The following is a 17,326-nucleotide window of genomic DNA, read 5'->3' on the forward strand; positions in this document are numbered from 1 at the left end:
TCTCGGCCGATTCGTTCGTACCGGAAATGCTGAAACCGGTTTCGCGCGGAACCGGTTTCGGCTAGAAAGTGTGAGAGCGCTCCCATAGGCGCTGCCGCCGCACGAGTCCTCTCGGAGACCACATGGATCGCGACGACGTGCCCTACCTCGACGCCACGCTGCCCACCGCGACGCGGGTCGCCGACCTCCTCGGGCGCATGACGCTGCCCGAGAAGGTCGGGCAGATGATGCAGCTGGACTCGCGGGAGGACCTGGACGACCACGTGCTGGGCAAGCACGTCGGCTCGATCCTGCACACCTCGCCGGAACGGGTGCTGCGCGCGCACGACCTCACCACGCGGACACGGTTGCGCATTCCCTTGCTCATCGCCGAGGACTGCATCCACGGCCACTCGTTCCACGAGGGCGCCACGATCTTCCCGACCCAGCTCGGCATGGCGGCGACCTGGGACCCGCAGCTCGTCGAGCAGGTCGCCCGCGTCACCGCGACAGAAGCGTCGGCGACCGGCGTGCACTGGACGTTCTCACCGGTGCTGTGCATCGCGCGGGACCTGCGCTGGGGCCGCGTCGACGAGACGTTCGGCGAGGACCCGGTGCTGATCGGCGAGCTCGCGGCGGCGATGGTGCGCGGCTACCAGGGCGACGGGCTGACCGACGAGACCGCCATCCTCGCCACCGCCAAGCACTTCGCCGGGTACTCCGAGACGCAGGGCGGCCGGGACGCGAGCGAGGCCGACCTGTCGCGGCGCAAGCTGCGGTCGTGGTTCCTGCCGCCGTTCGAACGGGTCGCGCGGGAGGGCTGCGCGACGTTCATGCTCGGCTACCAGACCACCGACGGCGTGCCGATCACGGTCAACTCGTGGCTGCTGGACGAGGTGCTGCGCGGCGAATGGGGTTACCAGGGCACGTTGGTCACCGACTGGGACAACGTCGGCCGCATGGTCTGGGAGCAGAAGCTGCAGCCCGACTACGCGCACGCCGCCGCGGCCGCGGTGAAGGCGGGCAACGACATGATCATGACTACCCCGCAGTTCTTCGAGGGCGCGCTGCAGGCGATCGAGGGCGGTCTCCTCGACGAGAAGGACCTCGACCAGGCGGTCAGCCGGATCCTGACGCTCAAGTTCGACCTCGGGCTGTTCGAGAACCCGCGCCGGCCCGACCCCGAACGCCAGCGGGTCGTGATCAACCACGACGACCACGTGGCGCTGAACCTCCAGGTCGCGCGCCGATCGCTGGTGCTGCTGCGCAACGAAGGCGTGCTGCCGTTGCGCAAGGGCCGGATCGCCGTCGTCGGTCCGCTCGCCGACGACGCGCAGACCCAGCTCGGCGACTGGGCGGGCTCGTCCGGCCAGGCCGACTGGCTGCCCGGCGGCCAGCCCCGCGAGATGATCACCACGGTCCTGGACGGGCTGCGCGAACTCTCGTCCGACGTCACGTACGCCCGCGGCGCGGACATCCTCACGCTCGAACCGGACCCCGAGGGCGAGACGTTCCCGGACGGCCAACCCCGCCCGCGCATCGTGCAGCCGTGCCCGCCGGATGCTGAGCTCATCGCCGAAGCCGTCGCAGCCGCCGGGGAAGCCGACTACGTGGTGGCCGTCGTCGGCGACCGCATCGAACTGGTCGGCGAGGGCCGCTCCACCGCCACGCTCGACCTGATCGGCGGCCAGATCGCCCTGCTGGACGCGCTCGCGGAGACCGGCACGCCGTTGATCGTCGTGCTGCTGGCGTCGAAACCGCTGGTGCTGCCGGACTCCGCCCGCAACGCCGCCGCACTCGTGTGGGCGGCCAACCCCGGCATGCAGGGCGGCCAGGCGATCGCCGAGCTGCTGCACGGCCTGATCGAACCCAGCGGCCGGCTGCCGATCTCGTTCGCCGTGCACGCCGGGCAGCAGCCGACGTACTACAACCAGATCCGCGGCCAGCACGGCTCCCGCTACGCCGACCTCACACAGGAACCGGCGTTCGCGTTCGGCGAGGGCCTGTCGTACACGACGGTCGAGTACGGCGAGCTGCACGTGGAGACGACGGTGCTGCGGCCGGACGAGACCGTGCGGGCCTCGATCACGCTGACCAACACCGGCAGCCGGCCCGCCCGCGAGACCGTGCAGGTCTACGTGAGCGACGCCGTCACGTCGGTGAGCTGGGCGGACAAGGAGCTCAAGACGTTCCGGCAGGTCGACCTGGAGCCCGGCGAGACCGCGAAGGTCGCGCTGGAGCTCCCGGTCGCCGCCTGCACGATCGTCGACCGGCACGGGTGCCGCGTGGTCGAGCCCGGCGACTTCGCCCTCCTGGTGGGGCCGAGCTCGAAGGACCTGCGCCGGGCGGAGTTCACCGTAAAGCCTCAGTGCTGAGGCGGCTGGGCGCGATCGTGAGGTAGCGGGGCGGGATCTGCACCGCCTTCGTGATCGCCTTCTTCACCGCCGGGACGAGGTCCGCGTCGACCAGCGCGACCGCGGGCCTGCCCGGCGGGTCGAGGAGCATGCTCGCCCCGCGCGCACCGGCGGCCAGCGCGGCTTCCACCACCGCGTCCTGCTCGGGATCCGGGTCCTGCGCGCGGTGGTACGCCGTCAAAGCCGCGCCGAGATCGCCGCCCTCATAGACGTACGCCCGCTCCACCTGCGGCTCCGGCCTCCTCACCCGAGTGTCGACGACGAGGAAACGATGAAGGGCTCCTTCATCGACCTCAGGTGGATGAAGGAGCCCTTCATCGCAAACGTCGGGGGTTCCGGTCAGGTCGCGCAGGGCCAGGGCTACTGCGGTTCGCAGGGCTTCGCCTGCGGAGAGGCCGCTGCCCTGCGGCAGGTCGATGCTGCACATCAGCGTGGCGCCGCCGGAGCTGCCGGACAGCGGGGCTGCCCACGCCGGGACGTCGCCGGACGGCAGCAGCGCACGCTCGGTCGGCCGGTTCACCGACACCAGTTCGAGCAGGCCGTCGTCACGCCGGTCCCCCGCCACGATGGCGCCCCACTTGGCGTGCACTTTGAGAGCGCCGCCGAGCAGGTTCAGCACGCCCGGCGCGTACCAGACGCCCGCCGCGGGCCTGCCGAACGTGCGCCGGAACGCGTGCGGCACCAGCCTGAGCTCCGGCGCGATCTCGGGCCGATCCGCGATGTCGATCATGCCTGCTGTGCCGATTTCCGGGCCAGCAGCCGGTAGGCGTTGCCGTTGCCGGTGCGGGCCGCGAGGAACCGGTTCACCGTCTGGTCCAGCGCCATCGCGACGAAGAACGCCGGAATCCCCAGTGACCACACCAGGAAGCTGCGCGTGCGGCGCAACCGGACCCGTTCCGGCCGCCACGGCGCGGGCGTGCGGGGCGCGATGTTGCCCAGGAACAGCAGCAACGCGAGGGTGAAGTCGTTGCACAGATGGGCTTTCGAGCGTTCGGTGGCCACTGTGGTCAGGCCGCGGTCGGCGAGCGCGTGCTCCAGGTTGCCGATCGGCATCATGTGCTGGTGCTGCGGCTGGAACCACGGCATCCAGTACTTGCCGAACAACCGCCCGAGCCGCCACTCCGGGTCCGGCAGCTCGATCAGCAGGTAGCCGCCGTCGGGAAGCACGTCCGCGACGATGTCGAGCTCCTCCCACGGGTCCCGCACGTGCTCCAGGTAGTGGTGCATGCTGATCACGTCGTAGCGGCCCTTGAGCTCGCCCGCGAACTCCTTGAAGGTGCCGCGGTAGGCCTGCGAGATCCGGCCGAGCCGGGCCGCGTCCTCGATCGCCGCACCCTGGTCGAGCCCGTCGAACACGGTGGACGGCAGGACCTCCTTGGCGCCCAGGCAGAAGTGCGCGTGCCCGGAGCCGACGTCGAGCCACCGCTCGGGTTTCGTGAACGGTTCGACCATCCGCGCCCGGCCGTAGTACGGGTCGGTCTTGCCGGAGAACACCGCCTCGGCCGAGGTCTCGCCGAGGCCGTCGTAGAAGTCGCGGTAGTAGAAGCCCAGGCCCTCCTCGGACAGCCGCGGATTCTGCCAGACGTGTCCACATCGGACACACCGGTCCATCGTGAACGTGCCGGGCTTGCGCTGCACCAGGTCCGTGGCGGTGACCCAGCGGCGCAGGTCGGTGCTGCCGCACGACGGGCAGTTGTCGCGCCGGGCCTCGTGGAAGTTCCTGGAGCGGTTCTCCTCGTACCACGGCGTGGCCTGCCTGAGGTGCTCGGCCTGCCGCTTCTCGGCCGTGGACTTCTTGCCACCCGCGGTCTTCAGCCACAGGTAGGGCGTGCGCACGAACCGCGGCACCCACAGGTCGCGCGGCCGCAACGGCGTTCCCGCGAAGACCAGCACCGGGTGCGCCCAGTACGCGGCCAGCGCGACCAGTCCCCACCGCCAGTCCGTGACCAGCGCGGCCACGACGGTCGCGTACCCGATGACCGAGCCCGCGATCCACAGCGACGGCCGCTTGCCGAGCTGCCGCAACGTGGCCGCGCGGTACCCGAGGTCGTACGGGCCGGCCTTCAGTCCCGGCGCGACCGCGATCTCGACGCGTGCCCGCACGTGGTCCTTGACCCTGCGCACGAACGCCACGAACTCCGTCGGGTCGTCGGGGTTGATCTCCTCGACGAACTGCTCGCGCACCAGCACGGCCTGCGACGCGCTGACCCCGCGAGCCCACTGGTCGTCGGCGTACTCGGCCGGGTCGACCGCGCCGAGCAGGTCGAGCGCGGCCACCGTCGGCAGGTCGCGCGGCACGAGGTCGACGAGATCGGCACCGGTCTGCCAGGAGCCCTCGGGATGGACCCCGGTGGCGGTGAGAAGCGAGTGCTCGCCCGCGCCCCTGACGAGCACTCGCAGCTTGGACGCGCGGGACCGCAGGCGCAGGACGTCCAAGAGGACGACCAGCACCACCAACACGCTCAGGATCACCCGGCCACCACCTTCTCCAGTAGGTCGGCCGCGGCCGTCGCGCCGCCTGCCGCCGAGAACGACTCCCGCACCTGCTCCGCCGCGAGCCCGTACTCCGGCTCGTCGAGCACGGACTCCAGCGCACTGCGAATGTCCGCGGCCCGTGCCCGCGAGTAGGTCAGCCGCACGCCCGCGCCCGCCGCCACGACCTGGGCGGCCACGGTCGGCTGGTCGTCCCGGATCGGTGCCACGACCAACGGCAACCCGTGCGCCAACGCCTCGCACACCGTGTTGTGGCCGCCGTGCGTGACGACCGCGTCCAGGTGCGGCATCAGCGCGAGCTGCGGCACGGACGGCAGCATCAGCACGTTGGCGGGAGCGGGCCGCGGCCGCGCGACCATCACCACCTGGACGTCCAGGTCCGCCACCGCTTCCAGCGCCTGGCCGAGGAACCGCTCGCCCGCCGGTCCGTTCAGGGTCCCGAGCGACACCAGCACACGCCGCTGACCGCTCAACCGCTCCCACGGAAAGCTCGTCCGCTCGACCCGGTGCGTCAAGGCAGGTCCGACGAACGCGACCTCGTCACCGAACTCGCCCGCCACCAGCGCTTTCGAGCTGTAGACCAGCACCAAGCGGTCGGAGAACCTGATGTCCCCGCGGGCGAAGTCGTACAGCAGGCCGCGCACCCACGCGTCGACCTTCGGCATCGTCCTCAGTGGATTGATCAGCTCGGCCGACGTCGACGCCGAGGTCACCCACGGCAGCCCGGCGTTCCGCGCCACCACCGGTCCCGCCAGCGCCTGCTGGTCAGCGACGATCACGTCGGGGCCGAACCGCGCGACCGCGTCCGAGACACCGGGGACCATCGCGTGACCGAGGGGGATCAGGAACTCCTCCCAGAAGAACTTGAGCACCGCCATCCCGCGCAACGCGAGCCACCGCTCCCGTTTCGCCCGGATGTCGGCCTCCAGCACGTCGTCGATCGCCGGGAAGACCACCGCGTTGTCCGGCAGCAACGGCGCCAAGGTTCCGGGGTGGCCGACCCACGCGACCGAGTGCCCGCGCGCCAGCAGTTCACCTCCCACCGACGCGGTCGGGTTGACGTGACCGGTCAGCGGCGGCACCGCGAACAGGTACCGGCTCATGACGGCAACCAGTCCAGCAGCACGTCGAGCAGCTCGGTCGTGGCCTCGCGCAACACCGTGTGGCCCAGCCCGGACACGATGTGCAGGCGGCACGACGGGATCCGCTCCCGCAGTTCCGCCGCCGCCCCGACCAGCTCGGACTCCGCGCCGTACACGCCGAGCACCGGGCACCGCACCTGCGTCAGGTCGAGCTTCGCGCCGGAGCCGAGGTCGTCGATCAACGTCGTCCCGTTGAGCAACGCGTTGGCGTTCACCGCGAGCTTCGCGATCTTGCGCTGGCCCAGCGCCATCAGCTGGTCCTGCGTCCGGTCGAACTCCAGGCCCAGCGCGGCGACGGTGAGCGTGTTCGTGATGTCCTCGAACCACGCGTCGCCGACCACTCCCCCGCACGCCGACTCGACGAGCACGACACCGCCGACCCGTTCCGGCGCCTGGACGGCCGCGTGCATCGCGACCACTCCGCCGTAGCTGTTGCCCAGCAGGAAGACCGGCTCGGTCACGCCGATCTCGTCGAGCACCGCGACGAGGTCTTCCGCGCTCTCCTCCGGCGTGTAGCCCGAAGGCGGCCGTTCGGACAGCCCGTGCCCGCGCAGGTCGAACAGCACGGTGCCGAACCCGGCCTGGGCCAGCGGCGCGGCGAGCGTGTAGTAGAAGCTGGACAGGTTGTCCATCACGAGGCCGTGCACGAACATGATCGTGGGAGCGTCTGCGGGCCCGAGCCGCTGCACGTGGAACCGCAGCCCTCGGGCGTGGACCTCAGACACGCGCCGTGATGTGGTCGACGAGACGGCCCACGGACATCGCCATGATCTCGTCGATGTCCATGTCCGCCAGGAACGCCACGAGGTCGACGCCGTAGTGGGCGTTGAGCTTGTCCGCCAGCGCCACGAACTCGATGGACTCCAGCCCGAGGTCGTCGCTGAACGTGGTGTCCCTGGTGATCTCCACGCCCAGCAGGAAGTCGGGCCCGACCACCTCGGTGATCATCTTGGCGACCTGCTGCAGCACCTCGTCCATCACTTCTCCGTTCGCACGCGGGCGGCGGCCCGTCCTTGCTCCGCGATGACTTCGATCTGAGGCACGGCGAACGCCCCGCGCACCCGAGCGGCGGCGTCCACGGTGAGTTCGACGGGGTAGATCGGCCCGGCTCCGCGGTCCCACAGCCACGCGCGCACGGCGTCCTTCACCGCGATCACGCGCAGCAGCCAGTCCCGTTGCGCCGGTACGTCCAGCCCGGCGTAGTGCAGCCGTTCGGCGGAGTTCAGGTAGCGGCGCATGATCAGGTCGCGGGTGGCGCTGTCGGACCAGTTCTCGGTGACGTTCAGCCACTCGCCGTCCCTTGTGGACAGCATCTCGGTACCGGGTCGCAGCTTCACCTGCCAGATCCGGTCGTCGGTGGTGAACCGGCGGGTGGTCCAGCCGGTGATCCGGCACCACAGCTCACCGTTCACGGTCAGCTCGGCGTCGGCGACCATCTCCTGGGCGGTCACCGAGCGGATCCAGGCCGTGCAGTGGACGTCACCGGTCGGCGCGGGACCGTGGAACGACACCCGCTCGATCCCGGTCGGCAGCACCGTCTGGTCGACGGTGAGGCTGACCTGCATCCAGTGCCCGATCAGCTGTCCCGCGCTGTCCAGCAACGCGCCCGGCGCGGGCAACGGCGTGAGGACACCGGCGATCCCGTTGTCCGCCAGGCAGTCGATCTTCGTCACGCCCGCGAACGCCGGTCCGTGGAACATCCAGTTGTCCCGGTACAGCTCGGCCGCGCTGACCGGCGCCTCGCGGACGCCCTCCAGCTCCTCGCCGACCCGCTGCGGCGCCACCGGTGCCATCAGCACGACTCCCTCGGCGTAGTCGCCGACCTTGACCACGACGCGGCCGGGGCCTTCCGCGCGGGCGGTGATCTTCACGGTCGTCGCGGGCAGCGCGGTGAGCCAGCGCTTGGCCCTGACCTCGGCGAACCCGTGCACGGTGCCGCCGGTGAGCCGTCGCGCCGCGTCCGCGAACACCTCCAGCAGACCGGTCGCGGGCACGATCGGGAACCCGTCGGCGAGGTCCGGCCAGCCCGGCGGCTGCGGGAACACCGAGTGGTCCACCAGTTCCGGCATGGTGCGCAAGGAGAACTCGCGGGTGAACCCGGCCTCGTTCGGCCTGAGCGCGCCGACGACCTCGCGCGCGACCGCGTTGGTGTGGGCGAGCAGTGCGTTGACCGCGGCGGACATCGGGCTGTCGTCGGTCATCAGCACCGGTTCGGTGCCGAGCGCGTCGACCTTGATCTTCGGCGTGCCGAGCCGCAGCTTGACCTTGTGGCTGGTGCCGCGCTTGAGCCCGAACGCCCACAGCGCTTCCGGTGCGATGCCGGCGTTCACCGCGAGGTGCGGGCGGTCCGACAGCGTGTCGGCGACGAACCCCGGCAGGCTGCCCTGTCCGATCTGGACGAACGCGCGGAAACCCGCCTGGTGCAGGCGTTCCAGCAGCGGGCGGAACTTCACCGGCTCGACCAGGTGGCGCAGCACCAGGTCGCGGACCTCGGCCGCGGCCATGGGTTCGAGCGAGTTCGCCGACCACACCGGGATGTCCGACGCGCGGACCGGCAGCTGGTCGAGCATCTCCTTGGCGCGGTCCAGGTGGGGCGCGAGCGCCGGGGTGTGGAAGCCGGTGCGGAACGGCATGAGCTGGGCCATCACGCCGTCGGCCTTGAGCTTGGCGAGCACGAGTTCGAGACGGTCGAGCGGGCCGCAGATCACCGACTGGTGCGGGCAGTTGTCGTGGCTGATCGTCACGCCGTCGATCAGGTGCGGCTCAGCGGTGCCGGCCGAGCACCCCAGGGCGGCGTAGGCGATGTCGACGACCGCGACCGCGCCGGGACCGAGCGCGCCGACGAACTCGTCGATCGTCGGGTAGATGCCGCCGACGACCATCGCGGTCCACTCGCCCATGCTGTGCCCCGCGAGCGCGCCGGGCGTGATGCCGAGCGCCATCAGCTCGCGGGCCTCGCGGCGGCCGTCCTGCAGCAGCCCGACGGCGTGGTCGACGACCTCGCCGCTGAACTCGCGCTCGAAGCCCGGGAACAGGAACGCGACCTGGTCGGTGCTGGTCAGGAGCGGCTCGTGGGCGAACCAGATGTCGTGCCGGCCCGGCCACGCCCTGCCCTGCGCGATGATCCGCTCGGCGAGCTTGAGCTTGCGGTCGTCGGGGTTGCCGATGGCGAGCCGGAACGCGCGGTCGGCGTTCGAGCACCGGCGTTCCGCGACCGCCCTGGCCAGCTCTTCCGCGGTGTCGGCGGCGAAGGTCATGACCGGCTTGCGCGGCTTGGCGACCGTGTGGCCGTCGAGCACGGCGTGGGCGTTGATGCCACCGAACCCGAACGCGTTCACGACCGCCCGGTGCGGTCCGGCCCACTCGCGGGCCTCCACGACCGGCCTGAACCTGGTGCCCTGCAACGAACTGTGCGGCTGTTCGACGTTCAGCGTCGGCGGCAACGTGTTGTGGTGCAACGCGAGGGCGGCCTTGATCAGCCCGGCCATCCCGGCGGCGGGCATGGCGTGGCCGATCATCGACTTCACCGTGCCGATGCCGATCTCGTCGCCGTCCGCGCCGAACGCGTTGATCATCGTGGCGAGTTCCGCGGCGTCACCGGCGGGCGTGGCGGTGCCGTGGGCCTCGATCAGGCCGAGCCCGTCGTCGCGCAGGTCCAGGCCCGCGTTGGCCCAGGCCCGTTGCACGGCGAGGAGCTGACCCTCGGGGTTGGGGGTCATCATGCTGGTCGCGCGGCCGTCGCTGGCCGTGCCGATGCCGCGGATCACCGCGTACACGCGCTCGTCGCCGACGTCTTCGAGACGCTTGAGCAGCACCATGCCGACGCCCTCGGACAGCAGCGTGCCGTCGGCGTTCGCGTCGAACGGCCGGATGCGTTCAGTCGGGCTCAACGCCCTGAGCTGCGTGAAGACGCTCCACAGCGTCGGGTGGTGACAGACGTGCACGGCACCGGCGAGCATGGCGTCCGCGCGGCCCTCCTGGAGCTCGCGGACCGCGTGCTCGACGGCGACCAGGCCGGACGCGCAGGCCGCGTCGACCGTGTAAGCCGTGCCCTTCAGGTCGAACCTGTTGGCGATCCTGGACGCCGCGAGGTTCGGCACGAGCCCGATCGACGACTCGGGCTGCTCCGGGCCGAGGCGGTCCCGGATGGCCTCGCGGACGGTGTCGAGGTCGGACCCGGCCAGGCTGGGGAAGAGGTCGCGGACCACCGACACGACCTCGTCCGCGAGCCGCACGCGCTGGTCGAGGCGGGCGCAGCCGGGCGTGAGGTAACCACCGCGCCCGACCACCACGCCGACCCGGTCGCGTGCCGGCAGCGCCGACTCGCCGCCCGCGTCCGCGATGGCCTCGGCGGCCGTGGCGAGGGCGAGCAGCTGGTCCGGTTCCGCGCCGTCCACTGTGGACGGCATGATGCCGAACCTGGTCGGGTCGAACTCCGCCAGGTCGTCGACGAACCCGCCCCGGCGGCAGTAGAACCGGTCGCCGGAGGTGCTGTCCTGGTCGTAGTAGGTGGCCGGGTCCCAGCGTCCGGGCGGGATCTGCCCGATGGCGTCGACGCCGGTGACGATGTTGCGCCAGAACGTCGTCGCGTCGGGGGCACCGGGGAAGACGGCGCCGATCCCGACGATCGCTATGCCTCCCATCGGTAGACCACCTGCACGTCGGTGCCGCCGGCGATCTCGTTCAGCAACGCCTCGACGCCCTGCTCGGGGTCGATCAGCCCGATACCGCGCCGCGCGTACTCGTCGGCCAGGCCGACCGCCATGCCCGCGCCCGCCCAGGGACCCCAGTCGACGGCGACGACCCTGCGTTGCGTGCCCCAGAACCGGGCCATCCGGTCGAGGGCGTCGTTCGCGGCCGAGTAGTCGGCCTGGCCGCGGTTGCCGAACACGCCGCTGACGCTGCCGAACAGCACCAGGAAGCCTTCGGTGCCAAGAGTGCCGACTGCCTTGGCGCCGTTGACCTTCGTGGCCCAGACCCGGTCGAACGACTCCTGGGTCTTGGCGGTGATCAGCTTGTCGTCCAGCACCCCCGCGCCGTGGATGACGCCGTCGATGCGGCCGAACCTCGCCTTGACGTCGTCCAGCACCTTGGTCACCGCGGCGGCGTCCGTGACGTCGCACTCGTGGTACCGCACGCTCGACGCCTTGGCGCGCAACCGTTCCAGGGTCTGGCGGACTTCGCGTTCGGCGAGGACCTTGCGGGCCCTGGCCGGGACGTTCTCCTTCTCGCCGAACTCGAACAGCGCCTTGACCAGTTCAGGCTCGGTGGTGGCGTGGCTCAGGCGGTGGTCCTCCGGCGCGATCGGGGTGCGGCCGATCAGCTCGATGTGACAGCCGGTGCGGTCGGCGAGCGCGGTGGCGGCCAGCGCGGTGATGCCTCGCGCGCCGCCGGTCAGCAGCACGACGCTGTCGGCGTTCAGATCGATCGAACTGGTGCCGAGTTGGGCCGGCACGGCCTCGATGACCTGGCGCTTGCCCGCCTGGTAGCCGACGACCGCCGGGCCGGGGCCGATCTCCGCGAGCAACGCCGTGGCGATGTCGCGGTGGCTCTCCTTGGAGTTGACGTCGGCCGCGCGCACCACGAGGTCCGGGTGCTCCAGCGCGGCCGTGCGGATCAGGCCGTGCAGGCCGATGTCGGCGGGCAGCTCGTCCGGGGTGTGGTCGAAGCCGAACGCACCGCCGCCCGTGGTGACCACCAGCAGGTTGACGCCGTTGGTGACGCAGGCTTTGACCTCGCTGAACGCCTCGGGCAACCGGGCGCCGAGCCTGATGATCACGTCGATGCCGGTGAGATCGGCCGGGAAGACCGGTTCGACGCGCGGGCGGGCGGTGTGGCGTTCGAGGAGGTCGGCGAGTTCGAGGCCGATGCCGTTGTCGTCCACGATCAGCACGCTCTTGCCGGTGAGGTCGACGGGTTCAGCCGGCTCACAGGGCACGACCCGCGGCACCAGGCGCACGAGCCGGCCCGTGCCCCCGACGCGCAGTGGGGCCGGTGCGGGCGTGGCGGCGAGGGCTGGAGCCTCCCCGAACCACCCGACGATCCCGTCGATGGTCTTCAGCTGCGCCAGCTCGTCGACCGATCCCGGCGCGCCCAGCTCCTGGGCCAGCTCTCCCACGATCTCCGCGCGCTTGATCGAGTCGATCGACAGGTCCGCTTCCAGGTCCAGCCCCGGTTGCAGCATCTCGACCGGGTAACCGGTGCGGGTGCTGATCGTCTGCAGCACCACGGTCCGCACGTCCTTGGCCGGAGCGCTGACCGGTGCGGCGCCGAACCAGCCGACGATGCCCTCGATGGTCTTGAGCTGGGCCAGCTCGTCGATCGAGCCGGAGGCGCCGAGCGTCTGGGCGAGCTCGCCGACGATCTCCGTCCGCTTGATCGAGTCGATCGACAGGTCGGCCTCCAGGTCCAGGCCGGGCTGGAGCATCTCGATCGGGTAGCCGGTGCGGTCGCTGATCGTCCGCAGCACGACCGCGGCGACATCCTCCTGCTTCGGCTGAGGTTCCGAAACGACCGGCCGTTGCTCGACCACCGGCCTCGGCGGCGGGACGTCGGCCGGCGCGGTGCCGAGGTAGCTCAGCAGGACGTCGCGCTGGGCGCTGACCGCGTCCCGCATGCCGTCCAGGAACTTCTCGATGATCTCGTCCCGGCTCAGCCCCGATCCCACCCGCAGGGTCGGGAACTCGGTCGCGGGCCGCAGCCCGCCAGGAAGTGCGTCGCCGTTCGCGTCCCGCACGAGACCTCCATCCACGTACCAGCCCGGCCGTTGCGGCACGACCGCGGCGGGTTCGGCCCTGTCCTCGAACAACGGCGTGGCGTCCACCTCGACACCGGCGACCGCGAGAGCGGCGAGCGTGCGCAGGAACGTGACGTGGTCGTCGCACCGCAGCGCCTGGTGCGGCCGGTCGCCGAGGGTCTTGCCCACCAACGACGTCAGCACGCCGCCCGGCCCGGCCTCGACGAAGATCCGCGCGCCCGCCGCGTACATCGACTCGATCTGGTCCACGAACCGCACCCGGCCCGCGAGCTGCGCGGACAGCCCGTCCCGCACGTCGGTGTGCGGCTGCGCGGTGACGTTCGACCACACCGGAAAAGCCGTCTCACCAATGGACATGGCCGACAAACGCGCCGCGAACCGGTCACGCGCGCCTGCCATCAGCGGGCTGTGGAACGCCGCCGCGACCGGGATGCTCTTCACGCTCAGCCCGGCGTCGCGCAGCACCTCGACGGCGTTCTCGACGGCCCGCGTGGGGCCGGAGATCACGACCTGGTCGGGTGCGTTGTGGTTGGCCACCACGACGTCCGGCGGCAGGAGCGCCTCGACCTCGGCCAGTGGCGCGGACACCGCGGCCATCGTGCCGGGGTCCGCACCGACCGCCGCCAGCATGGCCTCGGCGCGGGCAGCGCTGAGGTCGACCAGGTCGGCGTGCTCGAACACGCCGGCGGCGGTGAGCGCGACCAGCTCGCCGTAGCTGTGACCACCGGCCAGATCCGGTTTCACGCCGACGGACTCCAGCAGTGCGGTGACCATGAGCCCGGCGATGCCGAGCGTCGGCTGGGCCATCCTCGTGTCGGTGATCGCCGCACGTTGCCTGGCCACGTCGTCCGCGGTGAGCGCGGTCGGCGGGTACATCACCCGTTCGTACCGGGAGTCCACGAACTCCTGCAGCCACGGGAACGCCGTGACCAGGTCGAGCAGCATGCCTGGACGCTGGCTGCCCTGACCGGGGTAGAGGAAGGCGACCTCGGGCCGTTCTCCCCCGCGCAGCTTGACGACGTCGTTGGCACGCCAGGCTGCCACGTCCGCCAGCGCCAACCGCAAGCCGTCGTGATCACTGGCCACGAACGCGGCCTGGACCGTGCCGCTGCCGCAAGCCGCGGCCAGCGAGCGCAACGGGGTCATGGGGTCGACGAGTGCCGCGAGCCGTGCGGCTTCCCGTTGCGCGGCTTCGGGGTTCTCACCGCGGATCAGGAACAGCTCGGCCGGCCACAGGGTCAGGCCGTGGCGCGGCCCGTCGGCGCCGTCGTAGCCCGCGAGGACGGTGTGGAAGTTCGTGCCGCCGAAGCCGAACGCGCTCACGCCCGCGACCCGGTGCTTCGCCGCCCAGGTGCGGTGACCGAACGCGAACGGGCTGGTCTCGGCGTCCCAGAAGGCGTTGGGCTGCTTGACGTGCAACGTGCCGGGCCGCAACCCGGTGTGCACGGCCAGCGCCGCCTTGATCACGCCCGCGAGGCCGGCCGCGCACTTGGTGTGCCCGATCTGCGACTTCACCGAGCCGATCGTGCAGGTGCCGGGCTCGACGCTCGCGAACATCTCGGTCAGCGACGCCAGTTCGGTGCGGTCGCCCACCACGGTTCCGGTGCCGTGCGCCTCGACCAGCCCCACGGACGTGACCGGCAGCCCGGCCGACGCGTAGGCCCTGCGAAGCGCCCTCTGCTGGCCTTCAGGACGCGGTGCGGTGAGGCCGAGCGACCGGCCGTCGCTCGACGCGCCGATCCCCTTGATCACCGCGTAGACCCGGTCGCCGTCGCGTTCGGCGTCGCTGAGCCGCTTGAGCACCAGGCACGCGACGCCCTCGCCGAGCGCGATGCCGTCGGCCGCCGAGTCGAACGTGGCGCAGCGGCCCTTGGCGGACAAGGCTTTCACGGACGCGAACATCTGGTAGTCGTGCGCACTGTTGTGCAGGTCGACCGCGCCGCACAGGACCATGTCGCTGGTGCCGCCCACGAGTTCCTTGCACGCCACGTCGAGCGCGGCGAGGCTCGACGCGCAGGCCGCGTCGACCGTGTAGTTCGCGCCGCCGAGGTCGAGCCGGTTCGCGACCCGGCCGGAGATGACGTTGCCGAGCACGCCGGGGAACGAGTCCTCGGTGAGCGCGGGCAGGTGGTCGTCGAGGCCGCGGATGCCCAGTGCGGGCAAGGCGGTGCGGACCGTGTAGGCGTTGGCGAGGTCGGCACCGGCCTCAGCGCCGAAGATCACCGACGCGCGTTCGCGGTCGAACACCCGCGTCTCGTAGCCGGCGTCCTTCAACGCCCTCGCCGCGACCTCCAGTGCGAGCAGCTGCGCCGGTTCGATCGAGGTCAGCGACGCGGGCGGGATGCCGTAGGCGAGCGGGTCGAACGCCGTGCGCGGGATGAACCCGCCCCACTTGAACGGGCTGTCGTAGCGTTCCGGCGACCAGCGGTCGGGCGGGATCTCGGTGACGGAGTCCGTGCCGTTGAGGATGTTCGACCAGAACTCGGCGACGTCGCGGGCGCCCGGCATGATCGCCGCCATGCCGACGATGGCGACGTCCAGCGGCTTCCGATCTCCTTCTGCGGCGAGGCTTTCGGGCAGCACGCCGGAGACGATGTCCTCGTGCAGCCGGGCGATCGTGGTGCGCTCGTTCCGCAGCGTCGCGACCTGGCCGATCATGAACATGCCTTCGCGGCGTTGTTCGTCCTCGCCGACCTCTTCCAGTCCGTTCTCGCCGCGGACCAGACCGCGGCTGGCGAGCCGGAGCCGGCCGAGGTTGAGCTGTTCGAGCCGTTCCCAGCTCTCCTGTTTGGGCAACCCGGCGAGCTCGGCCCGCGCCTGCTCGAAGGTGTCCACATAGGACGTCTGGGCGCAGCGGACCGCGTGGCCGGGCGAGGTCTCCAGCAGCGCCGTGTCCTCGCACTCCAGCGCGACCTGCTGGAACACCGGCTGGATCGCGCCGTGCGTGACGGCTTCCTCGGTGAACAGGTAGGCCGTGCCGACGAGCACGCCGATCGCCGCACCCCGTGCCGCCAGTGGCGCGGTCATCGCGTCGACCATCGCGGCCGAGCGTGCGTCGTGGATGCCGCCCGCGAACAGTGCGACGACATCCTTCTCGCGGCCGCGCAGCACGTCGATCTGCTGCTGCCACAACGTGAAGCTGGTGCGAGGACCGGTGTGCCCGCCGCACTCCGAGCCCTCGAAGACGAACTTGCGGGCGCCCTCGTCGAGGAACCGGCGCAGCAGCGCGGGTGACGGCACGTGCAGGAACGCCTCGATCCCCGCGCTCTCCAGCTCGCGTGCCTGCGCGGGCGTGCCGCCGGCGACGATCGCGTACCTGGGCTTCACCGCGAGGACGGCTTCGAGCTGCCTGGCCCGCAGGTCCGCCGGCGCGAAGCCCAGCAGGCCGACGCCCCACGGCCGGTCGCCGAGCTTGGCCGCGGTCTGCTCCAGCAGCTCGCGGACCGCCGGGCCCTCCATCAGCGCGAGCGCGAGGAACGGCAGCGCGCCGCCCTCCGCGACCGCCCGCGCGAACGCGGGCTGGTCGCTCACACGGGTCATCGGGCCCTGCGCGATCGGGTAGCGCAGCCCCGGCACGCGGTCGCAGAACGACCCACCGGCCCGCAGCGAGCGGTGGCCGCCCGCCTGGGCGACATTGTCGCGAATGGCCCGCTGAATCGCGCCGACGACACCTCCAACGGTTCCAAACGAAGTGCGGTTGAATTCCGCGAACGCGCCTTCCTGGCCTATTTCGAGCGTGTTCTGGCGAACATGCACACGCAACCCGGCCTTCACGACCGTGTCGGCGCCGTCCATCACCCGGACGGCGTTCACAATTTCACCGGAAATGTGTTTTCGCACCTCGGCGACCAGGGTGAGCTGACCTTCCAGCACCACGCCCCGCGCGCCTCCGGCGACGGCCGCGGCAGCCGTGTCCGGCCCGATCGACCCGGCCACCCAGACCGGCAGGTCGGTGATCGCGAGCACCTGCTGGAGCAACACGAACGCGGGCGAACCACCCACGCGGCCGCCCGCCTCGGCACCCTTGGCGATCAGCCCGGTGGCCCCGAACTCGATCGCCGCCACAGCCTCGGCCACCGAGGTGACCATGGCGAGTACGCGCCGTTCGCCCAGTTCAGTCAGGTTCGGAGCATACCGAACGAGATCAACCACGACCGTGTCGACCGCGTCGGGCAAAGGACCCGTCAACGGTTCGTGCAGCCGCACCGCGAACGCACGCTCGTGGCGCTGGGCGACGCGGTTCAGGTCACGGGCGGCGTGCGGCCCAAGATCGAGCACGCCGAGGCCGCCCGCTCGTTCGGCCGCGACCACGAGGGCCGGGTTGGGGGTGCTGAACGGACTCAGACACAGCACCCGATCTCGATCCGACAGCATGTTCACTGCGCTCGCTTCCTCACCGTGCAGGGGGTGGGGAGAAAGGAATTCAGTTCGCTACCTACTGGCCAGTACTTTTGTGGGGCTCACCGTACGCACAAACCACAGTCGCCGTCGAGAGGGGTGATGAAACTTTCTCACGTGCGTAACCTGACGAATGACCCCAG

The 17,326-nt window shown here is 71.1% G+C and carries 8 protein-coding genes; 1 reads left to right on the forward strand and 7 read right to left on the reverse strand.

Annotated elements, in window-relative coordinates:
• Nucleotides 1–122 precede the first annotated feature (122 nt).
• Complete coding sequence (locus tag ABZV40_RS31375; protein ID WP_355449534.1) at nt 123–2,354, forward strand: glycoside hydrolase family 3 N-terminal domain-containing protein; 2,232 nt, start codon at nt 123–125, stop codon at nt 2,352–2,354.
• On the opposite strand, the gene ABZV40_RS31380 is transcribed toward ABZV40_RS31375, so the two are convergent.
• Genes ABZV40_RS31380 through ABZV40_RS31410 form a run of 7 tightly spaced genes read right to left on the reverse strand, consistent with a single transcriptional unit; the run spans nt 2,332 to nt 17,138 of the window.
• Entirely contained in the window at nt 2,332–3,123 is a 792-nt protein-coding gene (locus tag ABZV40_RS31380) for a hypothetical protein (protein WP_355449537.1), read from the reverse strand. The two genes, ABZV40_RS31375 and ABZV40_RS31380, sit on opposite strands and share 23 nt — an antisense overlap.
• The gene (locus ABZV40_RS31385) at nt 3,120–4,865 is read right to left on the reverse strand and encodes a class I SAM-dependent methyltransferase (protein WP_355449540.1); all 1,746 of its coding nucleotides are present in this window, start codon (nt 4,863–4,865) and stop codon (nt 3,120–3,122) included. Before ABZV40_RS31385 ends, ABZV40_RS31380 begins: the two co-directional genes overlap by 4 nt.
• A complete protein-coding gene (locus ABZV40_RS31390; protein ID WP_355449543.1) occupies nt 4,862–5,989 on the reverse strand; it encodes a nucleotide disphospho-sugar-binding domain-containing protein in 1,128 nt (375 codons plus the stop codon). Before ABZV40_RS31390 ends, ABZV40_RS31385 begins: the two co-directional genes overlap by 4 nt.
• Nucleotides 5,986–6,753, reverse strand: coding sequence for an alpha/beta hydrolase (locus ABZV40_RS31395; RefSeq protein WP_355449546.1), 768 nt, complete (start codon nt 6,751–6,753; stop codon nt 5,986–5,988). Before ABZV40_RS31395 ends, ABZV40_RS31390 begins: the two co-directional genes overlap by 4 nt.
• The gene (locus tag ABZV40_RS31400; protein ID WP_189256896.1) at nt 6,746–7,006 is read right to left on the reverse strand and encodes a phosphopantetheine-binding protein; all 261 of its coding nucleotides are present in this window, start codon (nt 7,004–7,006) and stop codon (nt 6,746–6,748) included. The genes ABZV40_RS31395 and ABZV40_RS31400 overlap by 8 nt, the downstream gene beginning before the upstream one ends.
• Complete coding sequence (locus ABZV40_RS31405; RefSeq protein WP_355449550.1) at nt 7,006–10,671, reverse strand: beta-ketoacyl synthase N-terminal-like domain-containing protein; 3,666 nt, start codon at nt 10,669–10,671, stop codon at nt 7,006–7,008. Before ABZV40_RS31405 ends, ABZV40_RS31400 begins: the two co-directional genes overlap by 1 nt.
• Nucleotides 10,659–17,138 (reverse strand): SDR family oxidoreductase, encoded by a 6,480-nt coding sequence (locus ABZV40_RS31410; protein WP_355449553.1) that lies wholly within the window; start codon nt 17,136–17,138, stop codon nt 10,659–10,661. Before ABZV40_RS31410 ends, ABZV40_RS31405 begins: the two co-directional genes overlap by 13 nt.
• Nucleotides 17,139–17,326: the final 188 nt, after the last annotated feature.

This window comes from Lentzea sp. NPDC004782 (assembly GCF_040609115.1).
Classification (GTDB): Bacteria; Actinomycetota; Actinomycetes; order Mycobacteriales; family Pseudonocardiaceae; genus Lentzea.

Coding starts and splice junctions, on each gene's coding strand:
- ABZV40_RS31380 (WP_355449537.1), bottom strand. CDS start 3,123: ATGATCGACATCGCGGATCGGCCCGAGATCGCGCCGGAGCTCAGGCTG.
- ABZV40_RS31390 (WP_355449543.1), bottom strand. CDS start 5,989: ATGAGCCGGTACCTGTTCGCGGTGCCGCCGCTGACCGGTCACGTCAAC.
- ABZV40_RS31375 (WP_355449534.1), top strand. CDS start 123: ATGGATCGCGACGACGTGCCCTACCTCGACGCCACGCTGCCCACCGCG.
- ABZV40_RS31405 (WP_355449550.1), bottom strand. CDS start 10,671: ATGGGAGGCATAGCGATCGTCGGGATCGGCGCCGTCTTCCCCGGTGCC.
- ABZV40_RS31400 (WP_189256896.1), bottom strand. CDS start 7,006: ATGGACGAGGTGCTGCAGCAGGTCGCCAAGATGATCACCGAGGTGGTC.